We start from the raw sequence: 26259 nt of genomic DNA, 5'->3' as shown, positions 1-26259 counted from the left end.
TGCGAATGAATCGGATGCGCCCTTACCAAGAATAGCGCAGGCTGCCTACAAAGGTCCGCGATGCCCCGTAATAGCAGCCATTGTTGAAGAAACAGCTGGTGATGTGTCGCTTGTCGAACAGGTTGGCGACATTGGCGGTGAAGCTCAGCCCCTCCATCGCCGGGCTGACCCGGCCAAGGTCATAGCCCAGCATCAGATCGGCAAGCCAGTAATCGGGCGACTGGAAACGACGCACGACGGTGCGACCCGATGCCACCGTCGTCGCGGTGCCATCCGATTCACCGACATAGCGCACCCCCGCCCCCAGGCTCAGGCCACCCAGCGCGCTGCCGACACCCGCCTTGCCCAGATCATAGGACAGGAAGCTCGACGCGCTCCATTGCGGCACGCCCAGAGGCCGCGTGCCGGTGACGCCGCTCATCTGGTCGCCGGTGCCGACCACGGGCGTCCCCTGCCGGACATAGGGGTCGTTATAGGTGGCGGCGACGACCACGTCGAAGCCGGGTGCTACCGTGCCGCGCCCGTCCAGTTCGATCCCGCGCACCGACACCTCGCCGATCTGCACCTGCGAGTTGCTGGGGATATTGCCCGTGCCCGCGCGCGGATCGGCGACCGGCACGTTGCCGCGACGCAGGTCGAAGGCGGACAGGGTGAACAAGGCGGTCGTGCCGCGCGGCTGGTATTTCAGCCCCGCCTCGTACTGGCGGCCGGTGACGGGGATGAAGTTGCTGCCGTCCCAGGTGCTGCCCGCCTGCGGCTCGAAGCTCTCCGAATAGCTGACGAAGGGCGAGAGGCCGATCCTGGTCTCGTACAGTGCTCCCAGACGGGTGGTGAACGCCGTCTGGTTCAGCCGGGTGACGGCGTTGGTGTTCAGATTCTGCGTCGTCTGGTTGTACGTGTCCCAGCGCCCGCTGGCGATCAGTTGCAGCCCGCCGATCGCGATCTGGTCCTGGAGATAGACGCCGACCTGATCGCGCTTGGTGTAATTGTGCGTCTGGGTGATCGGGAAGGTCGGCAGCGGCACGCCGTAAACCGGCGCGAACAGGCTGAGATTGGGGATGTTGAACACCGGGTTCGCATTTTGCCCGGTGAAGAACGCCTGGTAATTCTCGCCGCGATTATGCTGCCAGTCGACGCCGCCCAGCAGGGTGTGATGGACCGAGCCGGTGTCGAGCTTGCCGACCAGATGATTGTCGACGGTGAAGGTCTGGAACGCCTCGTCCGATCCGCCGCCGCCGCGCTGGAGCGTCGAGAAGTCGCTATTGGCGTTGGCACCTGTCCCGCGCGTCACATAGCCCGAGCCGTAGATCTGCCGATAATGCAGCCCGATCGCGAGGTAGCGGGCATTGGTGGTCCAGCTCAGCCGGTCGTTCAGGTCGTGGCGGAACAGGATCGTCGCCGATTTCTGTGTCCGGTCGAACGCTTCGTAGGACGGCTCGGACGTGTTGAAGTCGACCGGCAGCACCCCGAACGGATTGGGCAGCGCCGAACCATAGACCGGCACGCCGCTATACGACCCCGATTCGGGATCGCGCTGGTAATTCAGGATCAACGTCACGCTGGTCGCCTTGTCGGGGGCGAAGGTCAGCATGGGGCGTGCGTAATAGCGGCGATTGACGGTGGATTGGATGAAGCCGTCCGACTCCTCGGCCCCCGCGATCATGCGGAACAGCCAGCGGTCGTTCGCGTCGAGCGGCTGGTTCACATCGATGCTGGAGCGCAGCAGCGCGTAATTGCCCGCCGCCAGCTCGATCCGCCCGCCGGGCCCCGCATAGGGCAGCTTGCTGGTCAGGTTGATGAGCCCGCCCGGCGTGCCCGAGCCATAGGTGACACCCGCCGGGCCCTTCACCACATCGACCGATTCGACCAGATGGAAATCGACCTGCGGGCTGGCATAGACGCCGCCCAACAGCCGCATCCCGTCCATGAAGATGCCCGGCGCAAAGCCGCGCAAGTAGAGCTGGTCATAGCGGGTGGCGACATTGCCGCGCTGGTTGGGCGCGACGCCTGCGACATAGCCCAACGCCTGATTGATCGACAGCGCGTTGCGCCGGGTCAGTTCCTCCTGGTCGATGACGGTGATGCTCTGCGGCGTCGCGATCAGCGGCACATCGGTCTTGGTGCCCGAGGACGCGCTCTTCTTCTCGCGCTGCCCCTCGACCACGATATCCTCGTTGCGCAGGCGCTGCTGGTCCTCATCGGACAGGGTCATCGCATGGGCAGGAAGCGCGCCGCCCAACAGTCCCCCGGTGGCGCACGCTGCCAGCAGCGCTCCGCGAAGTGCGCGCATAAATTTACTCCCTGCTATTGATAGTGACTCTCAAATGCTGCTAAAGCGATGACATCGAGATGACAAGGGGAAAGCGCGGGTGGCATCGGGCCAGGCCATTGACGAAGAAGGCGGAGCGCGCTGGCGACGGGGCGCCGCCATGGCGTGGCGCTGGATCACCGCGATTCTCGGATGCTATGGCTTTGCGGTCGCGGCCGCGATGCTGACCGCGCGCCTGCTGCCCGCCCCCGATGCGATGGCGCGGGTCGACGCGACCGGATGGCCGATGGTCCTGTCCTTCCTGCTTTACGCCGGGGTCGGACTGTGGTCGCTGCACGAGGTTCGGCTGGGCCGGGTCAGCGCCGTCATCTGGGGCGGGGCGATCGCGATGGCGGTGCTGCTAAAGTTGCTGGGCGTCCGCGCATGAGCGGCAAGGGCGTCCAGCCGGGCTGGCGGCAGAGCATGGCCTGGGCGCATGGCTGGCTGGGTCTGATCGCAGGCTGGATCCTGTTCACCATGTTCCTGACCGGCACCTCGGCCTATTTCCGGCCCGAGATCACCCGCTGGATGCAGCCCGAAATCCGGGCCCAGGCGGCCCCTCCGGCGCAGGCGGCGGATTCGGCGGTGCGGTATCTGTCACGGGTCGGGCCCGACGACCTGCAATGGTATATCTACCTGCCCGACGCGCGCACGGTCGCCACCCGCATCTTCCGCATCCCCGCCAAGCCCGATCCCAAGACACGCGGCAACGAGCTGGACCTCGATCCCGTCAGCGGCGCGCCTCTCGCGGCGCGCGACACCAGGGGCGGCGAGGAATTCTATCGCTTCCATTTCCAGCTTCAGCTGCCGCACCCCTGGGGTCGCTGGCTGGCGGGGCTGTGCGCGATGGCGATGCTGGGCGCGATCATTTCGGGCGTCATCACCCATAAGCGCATCTTCGCCGACTTCTTCACGCTGCGCTGGAACAAGGGGCAGCGCAGCTGGCTCGACGCGCATAACGTATCGGCCGTGCTCGGCCTGCCCTATCACGCGATGATCACCTATACCGGGCTCATCACGCTGGTCACGATGTACATGCCCTGGCCGGTGATGATGAACTACGCCAAGCCCGCGCAGTTCATGCAGACCGCCTATGGCACCCCCGCCGACGTACCCGCCAGCGGCGTGCGCCGTCCGCTGGTCGCGATCGCGCCGCTGGTCCGCGACGCCGAACGGCGGCTGGGCGGTCCCGCCACGCGCGTCATCATCCAGAATCCGGGCGATGCGGCGGCCCGTATCACCATCGCTCAGGCCAAGCGCGGCGCGATCAACTCGCGCACACCCACCGCCACCTATGACGGCGCGACCGGCCGCTTGGTCAGCCGCAGCGGCGATGCCGCCGCCGCGATCGACACGGCGGGCGTCATGCTGGGCCTGCACATCGCCGGTTTTGCGGGACCCGCCTTGCGCTGGGCCTATTTCGTCATGGGGCTGACCGGCGCGGCGATGGTCGGCACCGGCCTGCTGCTGTGGACCGCCAAGCGCCGCAAGCCGGGGGCTCCGCCCTTCTTCGGCCTGAAGCTGGCCGAGCGGCTGAACATCGCCGTGATCGCCGCCTTCCCGGCGGGCATGGCCGCCTATCTCCTCGCCAACCGGCTGATCCCGGCCACGCTGGATGGTCGCGCCGATATGGAAGTGTCGGCGATGTTCTGGACCTGGGGCCTGCTGGCGTTGGCGCAGCTCGGCCTGCCCGCACGGCGCGCCTGGACCATGCTGTTCGGTATCGCCGCCACCTTCTGGGCTGCGATTCCCGTGGTCAACGCGCTGACCACCTCGCGCTGGCTGGTCCCCTCGCTGCTCGACGGCGACCAGCTGTTCGTCGCCTTCGACCTGTCCTGTCTGGCCATCGGCATCGGCTTTGCCATCGCCGCCCGGATCAGCGCCCGCCCCGCCCCCAAAACCCCCGGCCGGTCGCGCCGGTCCATGGAGCCTGCCCATGCTTGATACGATCGCCCTTTGCTTCATCGGCTTCTGGTTGCTGGCCGCCGGGTCCTATCGCCATGCCAGGGAGGCGGGGACGCTGCACGACGCACGGCTGCGCATGGGCCTGAAGCTGCTCGGCGGCGCGGTGCTGCTGCTGGCTTTGTCGGGGTGCGGCACGGCGGTCACGGGCGAGCGGATCGTGCGCCTGTTCGGCGCCGCCTCGATCGCGGGCGTCGCGCTCAACCTGATCCTGTCGGTGCGCGCGCAGGCGGCCTTTGCGCCCCTGCGGGCGGTCAACCGGCTTGCGGGTCGAACACGGACCAGCCCGTCCGCTGCACCAGCCGCTCGAGCGCCAGCGTACCAAGCTGCGAATTCCCGCGCGCGTTGAGGCCGGGCGACCAGACGGCGATCGACGCGCGGCCGGGCACGATCGCCAGGATGCCGCCGCCCACCCCCGACTTGCCTGGCAGGCCGACGCGAAAGGCGAACTCGCCCGACCCGTCATAATGGCCGCAGCTCATCATCAGCGCGTTGATCCGCCGCGCCCGCTGCGGTGACACGACCGAACGGCCGGTCCCCGGATGGAGGCCCCGCGCCATCAGGTAACGCCCGGCCAGCGCCAGCTGCCGACAGCTCATCGCCAGCGCGCAGAAGTGGAAATAGACACCCAGCACCCGGTCGACAGGGTGATGCAGATTGCCGAACGAGCGCATGTAGTGCGCCAGCGCCTGGTTGCGGTGCCCGGTCTCCATCTCGGCCTGCGCGACGGCGGCATCGATGACGATGTCGTCCTCCCCGGCCAGCGCGCGGACGAAGCGCAGCATCTCGCCGATCGCCTCGCGCGGTTCGTGATTGCCCAACAGAACGTCGGCGACGACGATCGCGCCCGCATTGATGAAGGGGTTGCGCGGAATGCCCTGTTCCGTCTCCAGCTGGACGATCGAGTTGAACGCGGTCCCCGACGGCTCGCGCCCCACCCGACGCCACAGCTGGTCGCCGACCGCGCCCAGCGCCAGCGTCAGCGCGAAGACCTTGGAGATGCTCTGGATCGAGAAGCTCTCCTCGGCATCGCCCGCCAAATGGCAACGGCCGTCCGCCTCGACGATGGCGATGCCGAAGCGGGACGGGTCGATGCCCGCCAGCGCGGGGATATAGTCGGCCGGTGTGCCCCGGTCGGGGGCCTCGGCCATCTCGGCGGCGATATCGGCGACGATCGCGGACAGGTCCATGGCGCCGTCGTGCCGTGCGGCGGATGCTTTGTCGAGCGCCGCGAACCCGTCACAAACCGCCGCTAGGGAGCCGTCGCTTCCTCCCAAAGCACAGACGGATCGACATCAGCATCATGCGCGACAGGCCAAAGCGCGATGGGGACACCGCCCCGCCCGCCCGCGGATTCTGGACGCTAGCCAGCGTCGAGGGGTGGGAACGTTGCGCGATCCAGGGGGCGAAATCGCTGCTGACCCTGTTCCTGGTGACCGACCTGTTCGCGAAGGGCGACATCGTCCTGGGCATGGCGGGCCTGCGCGCAGCGATCGAGGGCGTGACCGGCGCGCATGGCGATGTGGCCTTCGCCTCGCAGCTTTACGGCCTTTACGGTGCGCTGACCTATCTGGTGCTGCCGCTGGGCGGTTGGATCGCCGACAGGAGCGGGCGGCGGCGGAGCGCCATGTATGGCGGGGCGATGCTGATGACGCTGGGGCTGTTCGCACTGGCGAGCCGCATCTGGGCGTTGCCGGGCCTGGCGCTGCTGATCGGCGGTATCGGACTGCTCAAGGGCAATCTGGCCGCCGAAGTCGGCGCATTGCGCGGGGCTGCGGGGGGCGAACGGGTGTTCGCGGCCTATCTCGCGTTCCTGAACGGGGGCGCGATGCTGGGGCCGCTGATCGGCGGATGGCTGGCGCTTCGCTTCGGCTATCCCGCCGCCTTTGTCGCCATGGCGGGCAGCATGGTCGCGGCGATGCTGATCCTCCGGTTCGCGCCGCCGGTGCCGCGCACCGTCGCCCCGGCGATCGGATCGCCCAGGACCGAGTGGCGTCGCGTACTTCCCGCCATCGCGGCGGTGACATTGTGCTTTTGCGCCTATGAACAACTGAACAACATGGTGCTGCTCTGGGCGAAGCAGCGCGTCGCGCTGTCGATCGGCGGGCTGAGCGTGCCGCCCAACTGGCTGGCGGCGATGGACGGACTGTTCACCATCGCCCTGGCGCTGCTCGCCTATCGCCTCTGGCCCCGCCTGCCCCGCGAGCCAAGCGCGGCGCACAAGCTGGCCGCCGGGGGCATGGCGATCGCCGTCGCCTATGCGCTGCTCGCCTGGCTTTCACGCGGAGACGCCGTGGCGGGGCTCGGCGGCCCGCTCTGCGCGGTGCTGCTGCTCTCGCTCGGCGTCGTCCTGTCCTGGCCCTCGGCGCTGGCCATCGTCGCCGCCGCCGCGCCGCCGTCCCGACGCGGGGTGATGACCGGGCTGTTCTATCTCCACGGCTTCGTCGCGCATCTGGTGGTGGGCGAGTTGGGCGCGCTCTATGCCCGCATGGCGCAGCCGCAATTCTGGGCGATCCACGCCATGCTCGCGCTGACGGGCACCGGCGTCGCGCTGCTCATCCCGCGCGGTCAGGCGACCACCACCTCCACCCCCGCCAGCGCCTCGGCATAAGCGGGGGACAGGGGCGCATCGGTCACGAGCATCGCCACGGCATCGAGCGCCGCGACCTGGATCGTGCCGGGGCGGTCGAACTTGCTCTGGTCGGCGGCGATCAGCGTGCGGCGCGAGCGGGCGATCATCATGCGGCACACCGCCGCCTCGCCCGCATGATAATCGGCGAAACCATGGTCGAGATTGACCGACTCCACCGACAGGATCGCGAGCGCAGGCGTGAACATGGCCAGATATTCGCGCGCGGTGGCGTCGAAACAGGCGCGATACTCATAATCCATCTCACCGCCCGCCAGCATGATGCGATTGTCGTTGCGCCCGCCCAGTTCGGCGGCAACGCCGACCGCGTTGGTCACGACGGTCAGCCCCTGATGATCCCGCAGCGCGCGCGCGACATAATGGCCGGTGGTGCTGGCATCGATATAGACGGCCTGTCCGTCCGCCACGACCTGCGCGACGGCGGCGGCGATGCGCTGCTTGGCCTCGGCATGGCGTTGCAGGCGGGTGGCGAAGGAGCCCTCGGTCTCGACCTTGGCGATGCGCACCGCGCCGTGCGCGCGGACGACCGCGCCCGATGCCTCCAGCACGCGCAGCTCGCGCCGCACCGTCTCCTCTGACACCGACAGCGCCTCGGCCAGCTCGCCGATGCCATGGAATCCGCCTTCGGCAAGATGCGCCACGATCTCATGCTGGCGGCGCTGGCGTTTCATCATTTCGGGCAGATCCTCTCTTTCGAGCCATGCTAGCGCGGGGCTGTTCGGTCAGGAACCCCACACAAAGTCGCCGACGGCACATGGAATGCACCGTCGGCGCAGGAGCGCTCCGGTGCCGCTGGGGGGCAGGCACCGGATCGGGGAGGGGGTAAGCTTAGAAGGCGTAGGTCAGGTTGAGCATGTAGATGCGCCCCGTCTCGACATAGCCGCCCTTGCGGTCGTTCGAGAGGTACGCCTTGCGCTCGCTGGTGGTCGCCCAATAGCTGTGTTCGTCGAACAGGTTCTGCACCGACACGCCGACCGTCAGGCCCGAGGGCAGGACATAGTTGACGATCAGGTTCGAGATCGTCGTCGGCTGGATATAGGTGTCCGGGCGGCTGGAGCGCAGATCGTACAGCCGGTCGCCGGTATAATTGTAGTTCCACTCCGCCGACAGCGGGCCATGGGCATAGAACAGCGCGGCATTGTACATGATCTTGGGCGCCTGGGTCATGCGCTGGTCGCGCATCTGGCCGTTGACGAACACCCGTGCCGTGGCGCGCTGCACCGTGACATTGGCCTGGAGGCCCAGCCCGTCGAGCAGCCCCGGCAGGCCCTTCAGCGAATAGCGCCCGAACAGCTCGACGCCATAGATCTTGCCGGTGGCATTGGTGGTCAGGCTCGACACCTCGACCCCGCCCTGCTGTTCCGACTGGGGGTTGCCCCAGATGTTATAGTCGCCGCTGGCATTGGTGGTGCCGGTCGCGAACAGGACGTGGTTCAGGCTCTTGTAGAAGGGGCTGATCGAGAAGAAGTCGGTGCCCGGCCCCTTATACTCGACGGAGGCATCGTAATTCCAAGACGTCTGCGCGTTCAGATTGGGGTTGGGGATGAACACCCCGGTCACCTCGCCCAGATCGTTGCGCGACACCTGCGTCGGGCCGAGCAACAGGTCGAAGGCCGGACGCGAATAGCTCTTCCGGATCGAGGCGCGGACCACCATCGTGTCGTTGGGCCGGTAATTGGCGATGACGCTGGGCAGCCACATGTCATAGTTGCGGTTGGACGTGACGAACTTGCCGGTGTCGTTGCCCTGGTCCTGCCAATAGGTGCCCTTGAACCGATTATATTCGTAGCGCACGCCCGGCACGACCTGAAGATCGCCGAACTGCAGCGTGGTCATGACATAGCCCGACAGCCGGTTCTCGCGCCCGTCCAGGCGATTTTCCTTCAGCTTGACGGGGTCGAGCCCGGCGATCTTCGGGCTCGACAGCCGCGCCACCTGATCCTCAATGAAGCGGGGGTCGATCAGGAAGATCGGCACCTGTGCCGCGCCGTTCATGAACCCGCCGAGCATCCGGCCGGGCAGCGTCATCAGGCCGGGGCCCGTCGCGGCGTAACGCGGAGAGGCCGAGCCATCGGCATTGGGGAAGGTATATTGCAGTGCGCCGTCGTCACCCAGCGCATTGGCGTAACGCTTGGCATCCTCGACCTTGGCGCCCGCCGAGATCGACACTAGGCCCTGATCGGCATGGTGCCAGGTGGTGTCGAACTGCCCCTCCAGACGGCGTTCCCAGGCGTTCTCGAACTGCTGGGTGACGTACCACTGCTTCAGCTTGGTCAGGTCGGTGAGGTACGCGCGCGCCGCGTCGGTCAGCACGACCTGCGGGAAGGTACGCTGGCCGATCGAGGTGACCATGCGGTAATTGGCGACGCCCGTATTGTCGGCTGTGCCGATATAGGGCGCGCCCGCGAAACCCGACTGGATGCGCAACGGATAATCCTGCGACCCGCGCGAATAGGCGCCGTGATAGTCGAAGGTGAAGTCGCCCGACCGGCTCTGCCCGCCGATCTTGGTCGTCACCAGCGCCTGGTTGCTGTGCTCGGTGCGGAAATAGTCGGTCGCGGTCAGGCCGTAATCGGCGCGATAGCCGGCGGCGTCATAGGCCCCCTTATTGGGGTTCGGATTGATCTGATAGGGCGCAAGGCTGGTCTGGCGCAGCGCGGTCTGGTCCATCCAGCTCTTAAGATTATACTGGCCATAGGTCGAGTGCCAGTAGAGGTCGGTCGTCTCGCCCTTCCAGTCGAGGTTCAACGTACCGCCCAGCCGCTGGATACGGTTGCGGAACGCCTGCCACTGGGCCCCGCGCGCGAACAGATTGTCCAGATTGTCGCGGATCATGCCGGGGATATTGTTGTTATACTTCTCCCAGTCATGCTGGACGGCGGTCGACTCGCCCAGCACATGCTTCAGACCGTAATAGGCCGAGGCATAGACACCGAGATCGCCGAAGCGCTGCGCCGTCTCGAACTGGGCGGTGCCGCCCCAGGGGTCTTCGCCCCGCGCGACGGCACGGCCCGCGATCTGGCCTTGGAAGCGGATCTGGCTGCGGTGATTGGGCAGGTCGAAGGCGGTGATCGGCACCATGTCGATGATGCCCGCGATCGCGTCGCCGTCATATCTGGCGGTCGGTGCCTTGTCGACGCGCACCGTCTGGAGCGAGAAGGGCGACAGCAGGTTCATCGAGATCGCACGGGTCCGCGCATCGGTCTGCGCCAGCCGCACGCCGTCGAACGAATAGGCGTTGTACGAGGTGTCGAGCCCGCGGATCGAGACATATTGCGCCTCGCCCGTCGCCGCGGCGTTGCGCGACTGGTCGACCGAGGCGCTGATGCCCGGCAGGCGGGTCAGCAGGTCGGCCAAATTCTGCTGCGGCTGAAGGCGCAGTTCCTCGCCCGACACGACGGTGGCCAGCGACTGGCTGCGTAAGGCTTCGTCCTGCGCATCGACCACCGCCTGGCGATGGCCCTTGACCACCACGTCCTCGCCCACCTGCGGATCGGTATCGGCGACCACCGGCTCGCTGGTGACGACCGGCTCGGCCGCCAGCGCGGGCGCGGCGAGCAGGAAGGTAGCGGCGGTGCTGCACAACAGGCGCACGACATGCGCCCGCTTGGACGAAGCGGTCATGAAATTCCCCCTGGATCAATTCTGATGGCGACGCCCCCCGGGCGCCTTCGACGGCCCCGCTAGAGATGCCCTGTGACAGTCCGATGACTTATTGACCGACTTTTGATGACTTCGGAAAATTCTGCGTTCGGTGCTTGGCTATCTGGGTGAAGACACGATCAATGTCACAGTCCTGACCCGAAATCGGTCCAAAGCCGCGCGATGATCGCCCTTACCCGCCGCCTGTGCGCGCCGCTTGCCCTGTTCGCCCTTTCCACGCTGGCGGTGCCGGTCACCGCGCAGAAGGCTTCCGCCCCCAAGGCTCTGACGCTCGACCGGGTCGTCGTGCTGATGCGCCACGGCGTCCGCGCACCGCTGGACGGTGAGGTGCCGCATGGCACCCGCACCGCCCAGCCCTGGCCGACATGGACGACGCCGGAAAGCGAGCTGACCGCGCACGGCGCCGAAGCCCTGGCCGCCGAGGCCCGCGCCGACCGCGCCGACTGGATCGCGCGCGGTCTGCTGACCGAGAATTGCCCGGCCCCCGGCAGCATCCGTATCCGCACCAACAGTTCCTCGCGCACCATCGCCAGCGGCGAGGCCTATGCCAGGGCGCTTGCCCCCGGTTGCGCGTTGCCGGTGATGCATAACCCGCTGGATCGGGTCGATCCGCTGTTCGAACCACTGCGCGCCCGTGCCACCCGCTTCGACGCCAAGGCGGCGGTGGCGGACATCGACCGCTTCACCGGCGGCATGGACGCGCTGGTCGCGCGGAACCGCCCCGGACTGCACCTGCTGAATCAGGTGCTGGGCTGTGGCGATCCCAAGGGTTGCGACCCGGCGGGCCCCGCGCGGCTGACGCCCTCCGCCGATGGGCATGGCATCGACCTGACCGGGCCGATCCGCACCGCCTCGGGCACCGCGCAGGTGTTGCTGCTGCAATATGCCGAAGGGCTGGCGCCCTCGGTCGGCGGCTTGCCGGTCGACGGCAGCATATTGGCGCGGCTGGGCACGGTCCATGCCGCGCTGTTCGACGTCTATTCGCGTTCGCCCTATATGGCCGCGCACCAGTCGGCGGCGTTCGGGCGGCACATGATCGACGCGCTGACCGCGAAGGACGGCGCGAAGATCGACATGCTGGTCGGCCACGACACCAATGTCACCGCGCTGGCGGCGCTGCTCGGCTTCGATCTGGTCGCGCCGGGCTATGCGACCAATGATGCCGCACCGGGTGGCGCGGTGCTGATCGAGCGGTGGCACGACGCACAAGGCCGCGCCTTCGTCACCGTCCGCTACCGTACCCAGTCGCCCGACCAGATTCGCGCCCATGCCGCCGCCGTGTCGGTGACGCCGGTACAGGTCCGGGGATGCCCCGCCGACGCGCCCTGCCCGCTCGACCGCTTCGTCGGGCTGTTCCGCGACCGGCTGGCCCCGCTGGCCCGGTAGGATCGGCAGCGCAGGGCTTGCCACCGCGCTTTTGCCCGGTAGGGCGAGAGTGACCACGGTTTGGAAATGATGCGATGAGCCTGCACCTGCTTCTGGTCGAGGACGACGCCGCCTATGCACAAGGGCTCGCCGCCGACCTGACCGCGCTGGGATACCGGGTCGAGCATGTCGGCGACGGCCGCCTGGCGCTCGCCGCGATGGATTGCGAGCAATATGATGCCGTGGTCCTCGACCGGATGATGCCGCGCCTGGACGGGCTGTCGGTGGTCGAAACGCTGCGCACCCGCGGGATCACCGTGCCGGTCATCATGCTGACCGCGCTGTCGATGGCGACGGACAAGGTCGAAGGGCTGGAGGCGGGCGCGGACGATTATGTCGTCAAGCCGGTCGAGCCGCAGGAACTGGTCGCGCGCATCCAGGCGGTGATCCGGGGCCGCCGCTGGACGGTTAGCGAAAGCGACACGATCCGCGCAGGCGACATCGTGGTCAGCCCGACCAGCTTTCGCGCCTGGCGCGGCGGCCAGCCGATCACGCTGGCCAATCTGGAACTCAAGCTGCTGGCCGAACTGGCGCGCCACGCGGGCGAGGTGCTGACCCGCGCCATGCTGATCGAGCGGGTCTGGGGTTATGACTTCGAGCCCGAGACCAATATCGTCGACGTCTATATCCGGCGGCTGCGCATCAAGCTGACCGAAGATGGCGGCGAGGATCCCATCGAAACGGTGCGCGGGATCGGTTATTCGCTGAAACCATGATCCAGGGCGCGATCCGTCGTCTGTCGCTGCGCGGGCTGACCATCGCTGTCCTGGCCCTGTTCCTGATAGCCACGGTCGCCACCGGCTTCGCGATCCTGGCGGCCAACCGGGTGACGGTCGCGCGGGCGGTCGACCGGCGGATCGCGGTGGTGGCCGACCTCGTGCTGGAGCGCGATGCGGACGAGGTGCACCTCCCCACCCCACTGCTGCTCGACCGAATCGCCACATTGTCGGGCCAGCGCGACACCGGCGACGTCGGCCTGTTGCTGCTGGGGGCGGACGGACGCAGGCTGGGCGGCAATATCGCACCGCGCTTCGCCCTGCCGATGGGCCGGTCGGACCTGCGCCAGCGCGACGGGATCATCGGCCTGTCGCATGGCCGCGCGCTGGTCCGCGATGCGGGCGAAGGGCGGCGGCTGGCGGTGGTGGCCGAGACCGAGCCGTTCGACAGCCACCGTGCGACGCGCACCCTCATCTATCTGATCGGGTTCGGCTCGATCATCCTGATCGTGGTCGGCGGCATGATCGCCTTTTCGATGCTGGTCGGCCGCCGCATCGCCGACCAGCGCGCCACGGTCGAGGCGATCGTCGCCGGAAATATCCGCCACCGCGTGCCCCTGACCGGATCGGGCGACGAGTTCGACCGTCAGGCCGCCGCCTTCAACCACATGCTCGACCGTATCGCCGAGCTGATGGAGGCGATGCGCAGCCAGGCGAACGACATCGCCCATGACCTGCGCACGCCGTTGTCGCGGTTGCGCGGGCAGCTGGCGCGCCTGGTCGAGGATGCAGGCGACCCCGCCCAGGCCGAGCGCGCCAGCGCCGCGCTGGCCCAGTGCGACGCCCTGCTCGCCATGTTCGCCGCGCTCCTTCGCATCGCCGAGATCGAGGCGGGGCATCGCCGGGCGGGGTTCGCGCCCTTCGACCTCTCGACGCTGGTTCGCGACACCGCGGCGATGATGATCCCGGTGGCCGAGGAGGCGGGGCAGTCCTTGAGCATCACGGTCGGGGTCGCGGTCCCGGATTTCGTCGGCGACCGGCAGCTGCTGACCCAGGCGCTGGTCAATCTGATCGGCAACGCGATCAAATATGGCGGCGACACGATCCATGTGTCGCTCGACGCCGCCGAAGAGGATGTGGTCTTGCGTAGCGCCGATAACGGCCCCGGCATCGCGCCCGAGGACCGCGCCCGGGCGCTGCGCCGTTTCGGTCGGCTCGATGCGGCGCGAGCGACGGCGGGGGGCCATGGCCTGGGCCTGCCCCTGGTCGCGGCGATCGCGCGGCTGCATCGCGGGCGGCTGGAGCTGGACGATGCCGCGCCGGGGCTGGTCGTGTCGATGACCTTGCCCCGTCGATAGCGCGAAATACCATGAGGTGAACGCACCCCTCCCCTGAAGGGGAGGGGCTTGCATTGAGCCCTTGCAGTGATCCCGACGAAAAAAGGGCCGCCCCGAAGGACGGCCCTGAAGTTTGGGTATGGGATCGGGATCAGAAGCGAACCGTGCCCTCCAGGCCGATGGTGCGCGGCGGATTGAAGTTGCCATAGTCGCCCAGCACGCCGCCGTAGCTGACGCCGGTCTGCACACCGTTGGTATAGGTCGGCGTCGCCACCGAATTGGCGGCCGAGCGGCGATAGATATAGGTGTTGTTGAGGAGGTTGCGGCTCCACAGCGACACAGTTATCCGGGTGCCGCCCTCGGTCAGCGGAATGTCGGCGAGCGCGAGGCGGCCGTTGACCACGAAGGTCTTGTCGGTGCGCGTCGTCTCGTTCTGGAAGCTGTACGCCGGACCCGCATAGTTGGTGTCCAGGTGGAAGCGGACCTTGGCCTCAGAACCCGGCAGCGGCATCTCGTAATCGACATAGGCCGAGGCGGCGTTGCGCGGCGTATAGACCACGAACACCTGGGTCAGCGCGTTGTTCAGGAACGGGTTCGCCGTCGGCGGGATCTTGGTATAGGTATAGGCGTAGGACGCGCCGAGCGTCATGCCCTCGACCGGATTGGTCGTGATGTCCGCCTCGATCCCGCGAATCTTGGACGTGCCCGGCGCGTTGCGGGTTTCCTCGGTATGCAGATTGTAGGTCGGGCTCGCCGGATTGGTGTCGACATTGTCGAAGTCGATCTGGGTGCCGGTGCGGTCCATGATGTAACCCGCCAGGTTCAGGCGGACGCGGTGCTCGAACAGGTCCATCTTCGACCCGATCTCATAGGCCTTGACCGATTCCGGCCCGAAGGCGGTGAAGGTCTGCGAACGGTCGTTCGCGCCGCCCGCGCGGTAGCCCGTCGAATATTTGGCATAGAGATGGATCGAGTCGGTCGCGTCGAACGCCGCCGTCACCATCGGGTCGAAACGGTTGTTGTTGAAGGTGAAGGGGAAGTTCGTCGCCTTGCCCTGCACCAGGTACAGTGTGCCGTTGCGCTTGTCCTTCGTGTAGCGGCCGCCCAGCGTCAGGTGGAAGGCGTCGAAGCCTTCGGGCGTGTAGGTCGCCTGGGCGAAGGCGGCATAGCTATAGGCGCGCGCGAAGCTGCCGCGCTGGAAGAAGAACGAACCCGGCGCCCAACCCTGGTTGCCCGAGGTGATGGTGCCCAGCGCCGTCTGCGACAGGATGGTGTAGCCCGTGCCGTCCGCATTCCACTGGTTGGTCGACGGGGTCGCCGCCTGTTCGCGGGCGTTTTCGGTGTAGTAATAGAGGCCCGCGACGTAATCGAGCTGCGGCAGGCTGCCCACCGCCTGGAATTCCTGGCTGAACTGGTGCTGCTGCATGAAAGACAGGCTGTAGCGGCTGAACTTGCCGTTCGGCAGGAACACGGTGCGGTGCGCGCCGCCCGAATTGTCCCACTGGTCGGTCGACACGCCGCGCCATGCCGTGATCGAACGCAGCTCCAGGCCCGGTGCCACGTCGTAGTTCAGCTTGGCCGAAAAGCCATGCGTGCGGTCGACGCTGTACTGCTGCGGCACGCCGATATCGGCGGTCTTCATGCGGTTGTCGCCCGACACGGTGACCAGCGGCGACAGCGGCGCGATGAAGCCCGCGGGCAGCTTACCGCCATTGGCGTTGATCTGCGCCAGCGTGGCGACCGGATAGCCATTGGGGTTGTAGCTGATAAGCTGGCTGTAGTTCGGGGTATTCTGGTCCTTGGCCTGGTCATAGGACAGCTCGGCCGAGAAACCGTCGACCGGCTTCCAAAGCGCCGCGACATGGCCGCCGACCCGGTTGAACGCGCCCCAGCCCACGCTGCCGGGCAGCGGGTCCTTCACGAACGGGTTCTGGTGCTGGATCACGCCGTCCAGCTTGACCGAGATGTTGTTGAACTCGGGCAGATTGACGTGCGCGGAGGTGTTGTACGCGCCGTAATTGCCGAAGCCCGCGGTCAGCGAGCCACCGAACTTGCCGGTCGGCTTGGCGGTGACGATCGACAGCGCGCCGCCCTCGGTATTGCGGCCGAACAGCGTGCCCTGCGGCCCGCGCAGCACTTCGATCCGCTCGATATCAAACAGCGCGGCGTTCAGGCCTTGCGAGCGGCCGACATAGACGCCGTCATAATAGACGCCGACGCCGGTGTCGCGCGCGGTCTGGTTCTGGTCGAACGGCACGATGCCGCGGATACCGACGGTCAGCGCCGACTGGCGCGCCTCGAAGGTGGCGACGCGCAGGCTGGGGACCGAGCCGTCGGCCAGGTCGAGCAGGCTCTGGACGTGACGATCCTTCAGCGCGACGGGGTCCAGGACCGAGATGGCGATCGGCGTCTTCTGGAGGCTGGTCTCACGCTTGGTCGCGGTGACGACGATGTCCTTCAGCTGACCGGCATCCGCGTTCGGGTCGGCGGCCGCAGCGGCAGGCGTCGGATCGGCGGCAGGCTTGGTGTCGGCCGCGAAAGCCGGCGTGGCCGTGATCGCGAAGAGCGCGGAACCGCCCAGCAGCGCGGCGCGAACGAAATTGGTATTCATGGTGGTTTTTATCCCTATCCCCCGATCGACCTTCCGGTCGTCGCTGGCCGCGCGGATAGGGGCGCTCCAAGAAGCTGGTGTTACCTTTCCATGACCAGTGGGGACTTGTTCATTTCATCCCGGCTTCATCTTCGGGCCGTGCCGACCGGGCGGCGGGGGCCGTCGTCCCGCCATGACGCACCAGTTCCATCTTCTGCGGCAGGGTGCCGATCTCGATTCCCTTGCTCCGAAGCGCGGCGAGCAGCGCGAACAGCACGGCGCTGCGCGTGCCATAGGCCGCGCGGGGGCTTTCGACATGGGCAAAGCAGTTGAAATGGATGCGCCCGTCGATGATCGAGTCGATAAAGGCCTTGGGCGCCGGGTCGGCCAGCACCGCTTGCTCGGCGGCGAAACAGTCGAGCACGATGCCGCGCACCATGTCGGCATCCGACTCGATCGGGACCGAGAACTGAATCTGGATACGTCCCAGCGGCCCGGCCAGCGTCTTGTTAAGCACCGACTTGGTGATGAGCTCGGAATTGGGGACGATCAGCGTCGAATGGTCGGCCAGCTCGATCTCGGTCGAGCGCACGCTGATCCGCTTCACATCGCCCTCATCGGTGCCGACGCGGATCAGGTCGCCGATCTTGATCGGCCGCTCGGCCAGCAGGATCAGGCCGGAGACGAAATTCTGGGTGATCGCCTGAAGGCCGAAACCGATGCCGACCGACAAGGCAGACAACAGGAGCGCGATCCGCTCGATCCCGATGCCCAGCGACGCCAGCGCCCAGATGACCGCCAGCGCGATGCCGATATAGCGCGCGACCAGGCTGACCGAGTTGCGCCCCGATCCGTCCAGATCGGTCGCGGGCAGGTAACGCTGCTCCAGCCAGCGCATGAACAGGCGCACCAGCCCCAGCCCGACGAACAGCACCGCCAGCCCGCGCAGGATCGCGCCGGGCGAGATCCAGACATTGCCGACCTTGATCCCGTCGGCGACGCTGGCCAGCTGGTCGAAGATCGCCCCCGGATCGCCGCTCGCCCCGAACGGACGCAGCAACACGCCCAGGACCAGCAGCACCAGCGCCAGGCGCATGATGCCCGACAGGACCAGCCCGAACTGGTCGATCATGCTGCCGCGCACGCCCAGGGCGCGGGTCAGGGTGACGCCGACCTTGCTGTCGCGCGTGAAGACCGAGGTGGCGATATCGTCCGCCGCCACCATCATCAGATAGAGCGCCGAGCCGAGCAGCACGGTCCAGCCGATCATCACCGCCGCGAACCAGCTGAACCAGATATAGCCGATCAGCAGCGCCAGCCCCGCCACCCCGACCGCGACCCAGGCGATCAGCGTCGCCACGCTCAACCCCGCGCTGACGCCCGCATGGGTCGCCTGATCGGCCTGCGCGGCGCGGCGCGCACGCAACTGGCCCAGAACCACCAGCGTCGCGACGATCAGCAACAGGTGTAAGAGCGCCTCGACCGCTTGCGTCGCAATCACCGCGCTGCGGCTGCTGCCGATCGCGCCTTCGAACGACATCACCATGGTGGTGATGAAGGTCAGCAGGGTCAGCCCCCAGGACAGCGGCCGCAAACGGGTGGCGGTTTCGTCGTCGAGCGGCGCGATCCGCCACGAGGGCTGACTGCGCATCAGCACCGCGCCCGTGACGGCGGCGGTGAACCCCGCCACGCCCGAGGCGAAGACGAAGCCGTCGAGGAAACTGGTCCAACGCTGCGGCAACAGACCCGACCAGCGCAGCCCCTGGACCAGGATGAAGGCGGCGGCCAGCGGGCAGAGCGTGCCCACCGCCACCCGCCAGAAGGTATAGGCCGATCGGCGCACCCGGCTGGGCGGCGCCTCGGCGATCAGCCGCCGCTGCGCCAGTCGGTGCGCGCCCAGCCGCACGGGACCGATCAGGATGACCGCCAGCGCAAAGCCGAGCAGCGCCTGCCACGGAATGCCGCCGCGCCATTGCTCGGCGATCTGCTCGCCGCCCTGTTTCAGGAACAGGACGACCCGCCGCCAGTCGCGCGGCGCCTGTTCCAGCACGATGCTCCAGAAGGCCGGGCTGAGCGGCGACGGGGCCTTGGAGGACAGTTTCTCGTTGAACTGCGCCGCCTTGCTCTGGTCGATCTCGTCGATCAGCTGCCCCGCCTCGACCCCGGCCAGCCGCCCGCGCTTGATCGCGGCATCGAGTGTCGAGCGAAGGGTCGACAGCGCCTTGCGCTGCGCGACCAGCTCGGGCGCTTCCACCTCGCCCGGCGTCGGCGTGCCCAGCCCGGTGATCCGGGCGTTGACCAGCGCCAGCTGCTCGTTCAGGTCGGCCACCGCCTGGGTCGTCGCGTCCTTGGCCCCCTGCGCCCGGTCGCGCAGTTCGCGCCGGTCGTCGTCATCGACCCGCGCGTCGAGCGCCCGGTCGACCGCGCGCACATCCATTTCCGCCTGCGCGATGCGGGTGGTAGACGCCGCCGCCGCATCGCCCTGCGCCAGGGCCCCTTGCCCGGTCGCGATCCCCCCGCACGCAAGGCAGACCAGAAGAAGCAGGCGCAGCATGGCGAAGCGCACGGAAAAAGCCTGTGACATGGTCCGGCTCATAGCCCCCCGCCGCCGGTCAGGCGAGAGGGTGACAAATCCCCGGTTCCGTTCGGTCCATATCGGACATTTGCCAGTTGATCCGATTTCGTGTGTATCGGGGAGCCCGCACCGGCCGGGATCGTTGAAGCCGATCGGACCCTTTCGCGCATGACTGAACTCGCCTCCCTCCATGGACAAACGCCTTTGTCCGCCCCCCCCAGGGGACCGCTGCCGCATGACTCGCATGTGCTGGCGGGCATAAACCGCATCCTGCAGGAGGCTTTGCGCGCCTCGACCGAGGAGGAGCTGGGCCAATTGTGCCTGGCGGTGGCCGAGGACCTGACCGGCGCGGCGTTCAGCTTTTTCGGCGAACAGCGCGAGTCGAACGACCGGCTCGACCATATTGCGATCAGCGAGCGCGGCTGGGCCGCCTATGCGGGCAGCGATCCCGATTTCAGCCAGCGCCAGCTTCCCAACGGCATGAAGATCCACGGTATCTTCGGCCAAGTGATCCTCCAGGACCGCAGCCTGATCGTCAACGATCCGGCCAGCCACCCCGACCGGGTCGGCACGCCCGAGGGGCACCCGATGTTGCGCAATTTCCTGGGGGTGCCGTTGCGTCGCGATGGCGAGACGTTCGCGATGTTCGCGCTGGGCAACCATCCGACCGGCTTTACCGAACGAGAGCGCGCCATTGCCGAGGAACTGGCCCCCGCCATCGTCCAGGCGCTGTTGCGCAAACGCGCCGAGGTCGCCTCGCGCGCCAGCCAGCGGCGGCTGCTGAGCCTGATCGAGGGGATTCCGCAACTCGTCTGGACCGCGACGCGCGACGGCCAATGGACCTGGGCCAGCCCGCAATGGGTGGCGATGACGGGGCTGAGCGTCGAGCAGAGCCTGGGCCATGGCTGGCTGGCCGCCGTCCATCCCGACGATCGCGACGCCGCGCAGCGCTTCTGGGAAAGTGCCGGCGAGCGTGGCAATCTGACGATGGAGGGGCGGCTGCGCCACGGCCAGACCGGCCGCTATCGCTGGTTCAAGACGCGCGCAACGCCGGTGCGCGACGACAATGGCACCATCGTCGAATGGTTCGGGACATCGACCGACATCGATACACTGCGCCGCCTGCGCGAGCGGCAGGAGACGCTGGTCGCCGAGTTGCAGCACCGGGTCCGCAACATCCTGACCATCGTCCGCTCGATCTTCACCCGCACGGTCGAGAGCGGCGGGCCGATCGACGAGATTTCGGATCACTTCCGCGGGCGACTCGACTCGCTGGCGCGCACCCAGGTCGTCGCGACCCAGACCCGGTCGGGCCGGGTCGACCTGGAAAACCTGATCCGCGACGAGTTGCTGGGCGTTGGCGCGATCGAGGATGATCGGCTGTCCATCGAGGGGCCGGACGTCTCGCTGCCGGCGGATACGGCGGAAACCATCGGCCTCGCGATCCATGAACTGACCACCAACGCGCTGAAATACGGCGCGTTGCGCCACCCCGCCGGACGGCTGTCGATCGCCTGGGCCATCGAACCCAAATCAAACGGCAAATGCGAACTGATTGTAAAATGGGATGAAACGGGTGTACCAGCGATGCCGGTCCCGCCTGTTCGCCAGGGATTCGGGACCGAGCTGATCCGCGAGGCTCTTCCCTATGGTCTGGGCGCGCGGACGAGACTGGAATTTCGCGGTGGCGGCGCCCTGTGCGTGATAACGCTACCATGGACCGCAGACGACGTTGACCCGTTGAACCGGAGCACCGAGGGATGAACCGCCGATCGCCACTGGCCGACAAGCGTATCCTTGTGGTCGAGGACGAGTATTTCATCGCCCGCGACCTGGAACGTGCCCTGCGGGCGGCCGATGCGATCGTGATCGGCCCCGTCGCCACGCTGGAACAGGGCCTCGACCTGGCCGAAAGCCAGCCGCTCGACGCGGCCGTGCTCGACGTCAATCTGGCGGGCGAGCGCGCGTTCGAGATCGCCGACCGGCTCTCGGCACGCGATGTGCCCTGGACCTTCCTGACCGGCTATGACGAATGGGCGCTGCCCGCCGCCTATCGATCGGCATCGATCGTCGCCAAGCCGTTCCAGCCCGACCGCATCATCCGCGCGATCGGCGCCCTGATACCCGACAAAGGATGCGCATGACTTCTTTTAACGCCGCCGCCCTGTCGCCCTCGCCGTCCTCGGCCACCGCGCCGGAGGGGACCGCCGCTGCCGCCATCCGGCGACTGAGCGCGCTGACCCCGCTGGACCAGGCGGATCTGGCCCGGCTCGACACCGCCGCCGAGCACGCGCAGACCTATCCGCTGCGCCATACCTTCCAGACGATCGGCCGCCCCATGGCCGATCCGCTCCTCCTCCTCCAGGGTTGGGCGGCGCGGGTGCGCATCCTGCCCGACGGGCGGCGCCAGTTCATGAGCTTTTATCTGCCGGGCGACATCATCGGCACGGCGCATCATGCACGACCGATCGCTCCGGCAACCGTGGTGGCGATCACGGAATGCGTCGCCTGCCCTGCCCCCGCCGCCCCCGCCGGATCGGGGCTGGCCCAGGCCTATGCGGTCGGCGAGGCGCTGGACCAGGCCTATCTGCTCGGCCATGTCGTCCAGCTCGGCCGGCTGAACGCGCAGGAGCGGATCGGCGACTTCCTGCTCGAAATCTATGAGCGCCTGTCGCTCGCCGGACTGACCGTGGGCGGCAGCTTCGAGATGCCGCTGACCCAGGAAATGCTGGCGGACGCGCTGGGCCTGACCCCGGTCCACGTCAACCGCATGATCCAGCAGGCGCGGCGCGACGGCGACCTGATGTGGAAGTCCGGCCGCGTCCTGCTGCGCGATCCGGAACGCACCGCCCGCACTATCGGCCGGTTGAGCCCGCAAGTGACGGTCACCCAGACCATGCCACAGGCCAAAGCGGACTGATGTGTAAAATTCCTCCCCTGCAAGGGGAGGTGGCAGGGCGAAGCCCTGACGGAGGGGTGTAACCCTATCGAGAGCGGGACACCCCTCCGACGCGCTACGCGCGCCACCTCCCCTTGCAGGGGAGGAATCAAGCCGTTCGGATCATCTCTCGCTATCTCCGCATCATTCTGATGACTTTCTGACCCCTTTCGCCCGTTTCACACAGACGTCATCAATTTTACGCCAAGCTGACACCGACCGATCCTAACGCCCCCGCCGAACCGGCAAGACAGCCGATGGGGGAATCACAACATGCTGACGTTTCGTAGCCTGCTGAAGGCATCGGTTTCGCTTATTCTGGTGACCGGCCCGCTGGCCGCCCACGCGCAGGAGGCAAGCTCCGCCGCCGCCGCTGCGCCGCAGGCCGCGCAGGCAGGTGACGCGGGCACCGAGGGCGAAGATATCGTCGTCAACGGCACCTATGCGCGCAGCCTGGCGGCGGGCATCGAGACCAAGCGCCGTGCCGCCTACGGCGTCGATTCCATCAGCTCGACCGATATCGGCAAGTTCCCGACCCAGAATGTCGCCGAGGCGCTGCAGCTGGTCCCCGGCGTCGCCATCACCCGCCCGCGCGGCGAGGGCCTGTATGTCAGCGTCCGTGGCCTGGGTCCGCAGTTCCAGAACACGCTGATGAACGGCCGCACCATCGCGCTGAACGACCTGATCGAGAATGGCGGCGCCGCCGGGCGCCAGTTCCGCTTCGAGATGCTGCCCGCGGAGTTCACCTCCAGCATCGACGTGGTGAAGACGCCGACCGCCGACATGAGCGAGGGCGCGCTGGGCGGCAATATCGACGTGAAGACCTTCCGCCCGCTGGAGGTCGGCAACAAGACGACCGTCAACATCCGCGGCACCTACACGACCCAGACCAAGAACGTGCGCCCCAACGTCACCGTGCTGACCAGCGCGAAGAACAGCGACGGCACTTTCGGCATCCTCGCGGGCGCGCAATATTGGGGCAAGACGGTTCGCAACGACCGTTTCATGAATTTCGGCTGGCTGACCGACCGCTATACGGCGGCCAACAAGGGCGGCATCCCCGCCGGTCTCTATTCGCCGACCCGCACCCGCCCCACCGTCGAGACCGAGGATCGCAAGCGCATCTCCGGCATCGTGTCGGCCCAGTGGCAGCCGACGCCCGAGCTCCAGACGACGCTGGACGTGATCGCGACGCGGCTCGACGTCGCCTATGACGAGTTCGGCCTGGACATCTATCCCGATGACGGCGGCACGGCAGGCGGCCCCCCGGCGCAGATCCAGCCGGGCTATACCGTCGTCGGCGATACGATCACCAAGGCGACGATCAACAATGTCCGCTTCATGGGCACGCGCGAATACAGCCTCAACCGCCACGACCTGCTGACCATCGGCCTGAAGCAGACCTGGAACCCGGATCGCTGGCATGTCGCCGCCAACGTCAACTGGTCGGCGGCGCACAGCTACCACCCCGATTATCGCACCGGCACCGTGCGCAGCCGCGCCTATTTCATCGCGCCGCTGACCTATGACGCCAGCGGCGGCTATCAGACCATGCCGACCTTCACCACGCCGGTCGATGTCACCAACCCGGCCAATTACAAGCTGTACCAATTCAACATCGCGCCCAAGGATAGCAAGGACTGGGACTTCTATTCGCGGCTCGACGTCGGCCATGATTTCGACGGCTTCCTGTCGAAGCTGCAGGCGGGCGGTGAATATCATTGGCGCAAGCGGGACTATTTCCGTCGGGATTACCTGATCGACACCGCGACCAACCAGCCGCTGACCAATTTGGGCGCGGGCGCCTATCAGCAGCTGCCTTATGGCGACTTCCTGTCGGGCGTCGGCGGCAATGCTTTCCGCAACTGGCTGGTGCCGGTGACCGACGCCTATGTCGGCAATTTCTTCACTCCCGCGATCCAGGCGCAGCCGATTACGAACGGCGATCGTCGTTCGTCCTTCGTGGTCGATGAAAAGATCGCCGCCGCTTATCTGCGTGCCGATTATCAGTTCGATGCGGGCCAGGTGCCGGTCAGCGGCAATGTCGGCGTGCGCTACGTCCATACCGACCAGGTGGCCAGCGGCACCCTGACCAGCGGCAACATCGCCACCCCGGTCAGCTACCCCAAGACGTTCAACGACGTCCTGCCCAGCTTCAACCTGCGCGCCGACCTGACCCCCAAGCTCGTCGGTCGCCTGGCCGCCAGCCGGGTGCTGACTCGTCCCAACGTCACCGATACCGCGCCGCGCATCACCGTGTCGACCGACGCGCCAACCGCCAGCGGCGGCAATCCGCAGCTCGTCCCCTTCCTCGCCACCCAGTTCGACGGGTCGCTGGAATGGTATTTTGCACCGTCGGGGATGCTGTCGGGCGCGATCTTCTACAAGGCGATGGACGATTACATCACCCAGTCGAATACCGAGATCAACATTCCGGGTCGCGGCATCGTGCGCCTCTCCAGCTCGGTGAACGGCGGCAATGCCAAGGTGTACGGCGCGGAGGCCGCGTATAGCCAGGTCTTCACCTTCCTGCCCGAACCGTTCGATGGCTTCGGCGTCCAGGGGTCCTATACGCACACGGAAGTGAAGGCCGACTACACGGCGGGTTCGCGCACCATCAAGGACCAGCTGATCGGCCTGTCGAAGAACAGCTTCAACCTGGTCGGCTTCTACGACAAGGGCCCGCTGTCGGCGCGCCTCTCCTATGTCTGGCGCGACAAGTATCTGTCGAGCACGGGCAGCACCGTGCAGGCGCCGACCTATGTCGCGGCCTTCGGTTCGCTCGACGGTCAGTTGTCGGTGCGCGCCGCCGACAATCTGACGCTCAGCCTGGAGGGCATCAACATCGCGGGCGCGCATCAGGACACGTATAACGACAACAATCTGCGCTTCGGTGAGATCAACTATTATGGCCGGACGATCCTGTTCGGCGTTCGGGCGGAGTTCTGATGACGAAGGTCTTCCTCACCCTGGCGGCGGTCCTCGCGACCGCCGCCGCTCCGGCGCCGCAGCGACCGCTTCGGATGAACGACATCCAGGTCGTCGGCTCGCACAACAGCTATAAAAAGCGGATCGCGCCCGCCGTCTTCACGGCGCTCGAACAGCGCGATCCCAAGCTCGCCGCCGCGCTGGACTATGACCATCTGACGCTGGCGCAGCAGCTGGACCGCGGCGTGCGCCAGCTGGAGATCGACATCTTCGCCGATCCGCAAGGCGGCCGCTTCGCCCATCCGATGGGAGAGAAGATCGCGCGGGCGGCGGGCGAGCAGACCGGCTTCGACGAGGCTGCGATGATGAAGCCCGGCTTCAAGGTCTTCCACATTCCCGAGGTCGACTATCGCTCCTGCGGGACGTTCAAACAGTGCATCGGCCAGATCGACGCCTGGTCGCGCGCGCATCCGCGCCACCTGCCGATCATGGTGACGATCAACGCCGCCGACCGGCCGATCAACAAGCCCGGCGTCACCGATCCGCTACCGCTGACCGCGCCGCTGCTCGACGCGCTGGACGCCGAAATCCGCGACGTGCTGACGCCCGATCGGATCATCACCCCCGATGACGTGCGCGGCAATGCGCCGACGCTGCGGGACGCCGTCACCAGCAAGGGCTGGCCGACGCTGGAGCGCGCGCGGGGCAAGATCTATTTCGTGCTGGATACACCCAGCGACGTGTCCGACCGCTATCGGGCCGGGCATCCCTCGCTGAAGGGCCGCCCGATCTTCGGCTGGTACGACACCGACCAGCCCGAGGCTTCGGTCGAGATCGTCGGCGATCCGCGCGAGGATGGGGCCAAGATCAGGCAGTGGGTCAAACAGGGCTTCATCGTCCGCACCCGCAGCGACGCCGATACGAAAGAAGCGCGCGAGAATGACCATGCCCGCCAGCAGGCCGCGATCGACAGCGGCGCGCAGGCGGTATCGACCGACTATTATCCCGGCGCACCGACGCGCCCCTGGAATCGCGGCTTCACCGTGACGCTGCCCGGCGGGGTGATGGAACGGTGCAACCCGGTGACCCAGCTGGCCGGGTGCAAACTGCCGAAGTAAGAACATTCCTCCCCTGCAAGGGGAGGGGGACCAGCGAAGCTGGTGGAGG

The 26259-nt window shown here is 67.2% G+C and carries 18 protein-coding genes; 12 read left to right on the top strand and 6 right to left on the bottom strand.

Annotation, left to right across the window (positions count from 1 at the left end; all coding sequences use genetic code 11):
• Window positions 1-22: 22 nt before the first annotated feature.
• The gene (locus tag AC1GI4_RS12065) at window positions 23-2290 is read right to left on the bottom strand and encodes a TonB-dependent siderophore receptor (protein ID WP_479629660.1); all 2268 of its coding nucleotides are present in this window, start codon (window positions 2288-2290) and stop codon (window positions 23-25) included.
• Window positions 2291-2429: 139 nt separating this feature from the next.
• Between AC1GI4_RS12065 and AC1GI4_RS12060 the strand changes: the two genes are divergently transcribed.
• From AC1GI4_RS12060 to AC1GI4_RS12050, 3 genes are read left to right on the top strand one after another with little or no spacing between them, the layout of a single operon-like run.
• Window positions 2430-2696 (top strand): hypothetical protein, encoded by a 267-nt coding sequence (locus AC1GI4_RS12060; RefSeq protein ID WP_479629659.1) that lies wholly within the window; start codon window positions 2430-2432, stop codon window positions 2694-2696.
• A complete protein-coding gene (locus AC1GI4_RS12055) occupies window positions 2693-4252 on the top strand; it encodes a PepSY-associated TM helix domain-containing protein (protein ID WP_479629658.1) in 1560 nt (519 codons plus the stop codon). The genes AC1GI4_RS12060 and AC1GI4_RS12055 overlap by 4 nt, the downstream gene beginning before the upstream one ends.
• Window positions 4245-4619: a hypothetical protein gene (locus tag AC1GI4_RS12050; protein ID WP_479629657.1), complete on the top strand. Its 375-nt coding sequence runs from the start codon at window positions 4245-4247 to the stop codon at window positions 4617-4619. The genes AC1GI4_RS12055 and AC1GI4_RS12050 overlap by 8 nt, the downstream gene beginning before the upstream one ends.
• Here AC1GI4_RS12050 and AC1GI4_RS12045 read toward each other — a convergent pair.
• Window positions 4525-5460 (bottom strand): glutaminase, encoded by a 936-nt coding sequence (locus AC1GI4_RS12045; RefSeq protein WP_479629656.1) that lies wholly within the window; start codon window positions 5458-5460, stop codon window positions 4525-4527. The genes AC1GI4_RS12050 and AC1GI4_RS12045 overlap by 95 nt on opposite strands.
• 113 nt (window positions 5461-5573) lie before the next feature.
• On the opposite strand from AC1GI4_RS12045, the gene AC1GI4_RS12040 reads away from it, so the two are divergent.
• Window positions 5574-6881, top strand: coding sequence for an MFS transporter (locus tag AC1GI4_RS12040; RefSeq protein ID WP_479629655.1), 1308 nt, complete (start codon window positions 5574-5576; stop codon window positions 6879-6881).
• Here AC1GI4_RS12040 and AC1GI4_RS12035 read toward each other — a convergent pair.
• Window positions 6839-7594: a DeoR/GlpR family DNA-binding transcription regulator gene (locus AC1GI4_RS12035; protein ID WP_294268580.1), complete on the bottom strand. Its 756-nt coding sequence runs from the start codon at window positions 7592-7594 to the stop codon at window positions 6839-6841. The two genes, AC1GI4_RS12040 and AC1GI4_RS12035, sit on opposite strands and share 43 nt — an antisense overlap.
• Window positions 7595-7748: 154 nt before the next feature.
• Complete coding sequence (locus AC1GI4_RS12030; protein ID WP_479629654.1) at window positions 7749-10544, bottom strand: TonB-dependent receptor; 2796 nt, start codon at window positions 10542-10544, stop codon at window positions 7749-7751.
• A gap of 201 nt (window positions 10545-10745) precedes the next feature.
• Here AC1GI4_RS12030 and AC1GI4_RS12025 point away from each other — a divergent pair, with 201 nt between their 5' ends.
• From AC1GI4_RS12025 to AC1GI4_RS12015, 3 genes are all read left to right on the top strand, one after another.
• On the top strand, window positions 10746-11969 hold the full coding sequence (locus AC1GI4_RS12025; protein ID WP_479629653.1) for a histidine-type phosphatase: 1224 nt from the start codon (window positions 10746-10748) through the stop codon (window positions 11967-11969).
• A gap of 74 nt (window positions 11970-12043) precedes the next feature.
• Window positions 12044-12724, top strand: a complete 681-nt coding sequence (locus AC1GI4_RS12020) for a response regulator transcription factor (protein WP_479629652.1) — start codon at window positions 12044-12046, stop codon at window positions 12722-12724.
• Entirely contained in the window at window positions 12721-14082 is a 1362-nt protein-coding gene (locus AC1GI4_RS12015; RefSeq protein ID WP_479629651.1) for a sensor histidine kinase, read from the top strand. The genes AC1GI4_RS12020 and AC1GI4_RS12015 overlap by 4 nt, the downstream gene beginning before the upstream one ends.
• 130 nt (window positions 14083-14212) lie before the next feature.
• Here AC1GI4_RS12015 and AC1GI4_RS12010 read toward each other — a convergent pair whose 3' ends face one another.
• Window positions 14213-16672 (bottom strand): TonB-dependent receptor, encoded by a 2460-nt coding sequence (locus tag AC1GI4_RS12010; RefSeq protein WP_479629650.1) that lies wholly within the window; start codon window positions 16670-16672, stop codon window positions 14213-14215.
• A 109-nt stretch (window positions 16673-16781) separates the two neighbouring features.
• Complete coding sequence (locus tag AC1GI4_RS12005; protein ID WP_479629649.1) at window positions 16782-19247, bottom strand: DUF3772 domain-containing protein; 2466 nt, start codon at window positions 19245-19247, stop codon at window positions 16782-16784.
• Window positions 19248-19430: 183 nt separating this feature from the next.
• On the opposite strand from AC1GI4_RS12005, the gene AC1GI4_RS12000 reads away from it, so the two are divergent.
• The 5 genes from AC1GI4_RS12000 (at window position 19431) to AC1GI4_RS11980 (ending at window position 26210) form a co-directional block, all read left to right on the top strand.
• Entirely contained in the window at window positions 19431-20990 is a 1560-nt protein-coding gene (locus AC1GI4_RS12000) for a sensor histidine kinase (RefSeq protein ID WP_294275363.1), read from the top strand.
• Window positions 20987-21370, top strand: coding sequence for a response regulator (locus AC1GI4_RS11995; RefSeq protein ID WP_294275364.1), 384 nt, complete (start codon window positions 20987-20989; stop codon window positions 21368-21370). Before AC1GI4_RS12000 ends, AC1GI4_RS11995 begins: the two co-directional genes overlap by 4 nt.
• Window positions 21367-22146 (top strand): Crp/Fnr family transcriptional regulator, encoded by a 780-nt coding sequence (locus AC1GI4_RS11990; protein WP_479629648.1) that lies wholly within the window; start codon window positions 21367-21369, stop codon window positions 22144-22146. Before AC1GI4_RS11995 ends, AC1GI4_RS11990 begins: the two co-directional genes overlap by 4 nt.
• A 291-nt stretch (window positions 22147-22437) precedes the next feature.
• Complete coding sequence (locus AC1GI4_RS11985) at window positions 22438-25113, top strand: TonB-dependent receptor (protein ID WP_479629647.1); 2676 nt, start codon at window positions 22438-22440, stop codon at window positions 25111-25113.
• Entirely contained in the window at window positions 25113-26210 is a 1098-nt protein-coding gene (locus tag AC1GI4_RS11980) for a phosphatidylinositol-specific phospholipase C1-like protein (protein WP_479629646.1), read from the top strand. The genes AC1GI4_RS11985 and AC1GI4_RS11980 overlap by 1 nt, the downstream gene beginning before the upstream one ends.
• Window positions 26211-26259 lie beyond the last annotated feature (49 nt).

The organism is Sphingomonas sp. 77B (assembly GCF_056497825.1).
The sequence above is the reverse complement of the archived record's forward strand: the minus strand, read 5'-3'. Positions and strand labels throughout refer to the sequence as shown.

Coding starts and splice junctions, on each gene's coding strand:
- AC1GI4_RS12065 (WP_479629660.1), bottom strand. CDS start 2,290: ATGCGCGCACTTCGCGGAGCGCTGCTGGCAGCGTGCGCCACCGGGGGA.
- AC1GI4_RS12060 (WP_479629659.1), top strand. CDS start 2,430: ATGGCGTGGCGCTGGATCACCGCGATTCTCGGATGCTATGGCTTTGCG.
- AC1GI4_RS12055 (WP_479629658.1), top strand. CDS start 2,693: ATGAGCGGCAAGGGCGTCCAGCCGGGCTGGCGGCAGAGCATGGCCTGG.
- AC1GI4_RS12050 (WP_479629657.1), top strand. CDS start 4,245: ATGCTTGATACGATCGCCCTTTGCTTCATCGGCTTCTGGTTGCTGGCC.
- AC1GI4_RS12045 (WP_479629656.1), bottom strand. CDS start 5,460: ATGGACCTGTCCGCGATCGTCGCCGATATCGCCGCCGAGATGGCCGAG.
- AC1GI4_RS12040 (WP_479629655.1), top strand. CDS start 5,574: ATGCGCGACAGGCCAAAGCGCGATGGGGACACCGCCCCGCCCGCCCGC.
- AC1GI4_RS12035 (WP_294268580.1), bottom strand. CDS start 7,594: ATGATGAAACGCCAGCGCCGCCAGCATGAGATCGTGGCGCATCTTGCC.
- AC1GI4_RS12030 (WP_479629654.1), bottom strand. CDS start 10,544: ATGACCGCTTCGTCCAAGCGGGCGCATGTCGTGCGCCTGTTGTGCAGC.
- AC1GI4_RS12025 (WP_479629653.1), top strand. CDS start 10,746: ATGATCGCCCTTACCCGCCGCCTGTGCGCGCCGCTTGCCCTGTTCGCC.
- AC1GI4_RS12020 (WP_479629652.1), top strand. CDS start 12,044: ATGAGCCTGCACCTGCTTCTGGTCGAGGACGACGCCGCCTATGCACAA.
- AC1GI4_RS12015 (WP_479629651.1), top strand. CDS start 12,721: ATGATCCAGGGCGCGATCCGTCGTCTGTCGCTGCGCGGGCTGACCATC.
- AC1GI4_RS12010 (WP_479629650.1), bottom strand. CDS start 16,672: ATGAATACCAATTTCGTTCGCGCCGCGCTGCTGGGCGGTTCCGCGCTC.
- AC1GI4_RS12005 (WP_479629649.1), bottom strand. CDS start 19,247: ATGAGCCGGACCATGTCACAGGCTTTTTCCGTGCGCTTCGCCATGCTG.
- AC1GI4_RS11995 (WP_294275364.1), top strand. CDS start 20,987: ATGAACCGCCGATCGCCACTGGCCGACAAGCGTATCCTTGTGGTCGAG.
- AC1GI4_RS11990 (WP_479629648.1), top strand. CDS start 21,367: ATGACTTCTTTTAACGCCGCCGCCCTGTCGCCCTCGCCGTCCTCGGCC.
- AC1GI4_RS11985 (WP_479629647.1), top strand. CDS start 22,438: ATGCTGACGTTTCGTAGCCTGCTGAAGGCATCGGTTTCGCTTATTCTG.
- AC1GI4_RS11980 (WP_479629646.1), top strand. CDS start 25,113: ATGACGAAGGTCTTCCTCACCCTGGCGGCGGTCCTCGCGACCGCCGCC.